The organism is Micrococcus sp. GbtcB5 (genome assembly GCF_019091605.1).
GTDB classification, from domain to species: Bacteria; Actinomycetota; Actinomycetes; order Actinomycetales; family Micrococcaceae; genus Micrococcus; species Micrococcus luteus.
This window is the reverse complement of sequence record NZ_JAGXJK010000319.1, coordinates 1-249: the sequence shown is the minus strand read 5'-3', so window position 1 is coordinate 249 and position 249 is coordinate 1. Positions and strand designations below refer to the sequence as shown.

The following is a 249-nucleotide window of genomic DNA, read 5'->3' as shown; positions in this document are numbered from 1 at the left end:
CCCGGCGGCTGCCCAGGCGGCACGTCAGCCCTGCACCGCGTAGACGATGTCGACGCGGCCCTCGATCTTGCCGTGGCGCATCTCCTCGAACACGTCGTTGACCACGGTGAGCGGGCGGGTGTGGAACGTCGGGTGGATCTTCCCGGCCGCGAAGAACTCGAGCGCCTCGACCATGACCTGCCGGGTGCCCACGATCGAGCCGCGGATGGTCAGGCCCCTGAGGACGATGGCGAAGATCGGCGCGGGAAA

1 pseudogene is annotated in these 249 nt (G+C 69.1%); it reads right to left on the bottom strand.

Annotated features, from left to right (window positions below):
* Window positions 1–24: 24 nt before the first annotated feature.
* A pseudogene (locus tag KVS67_RS12515) lies at window positions 25–249 on the bottom strand (zinc-dependent alcohol dehydrogenase); the annotation flags it as partial.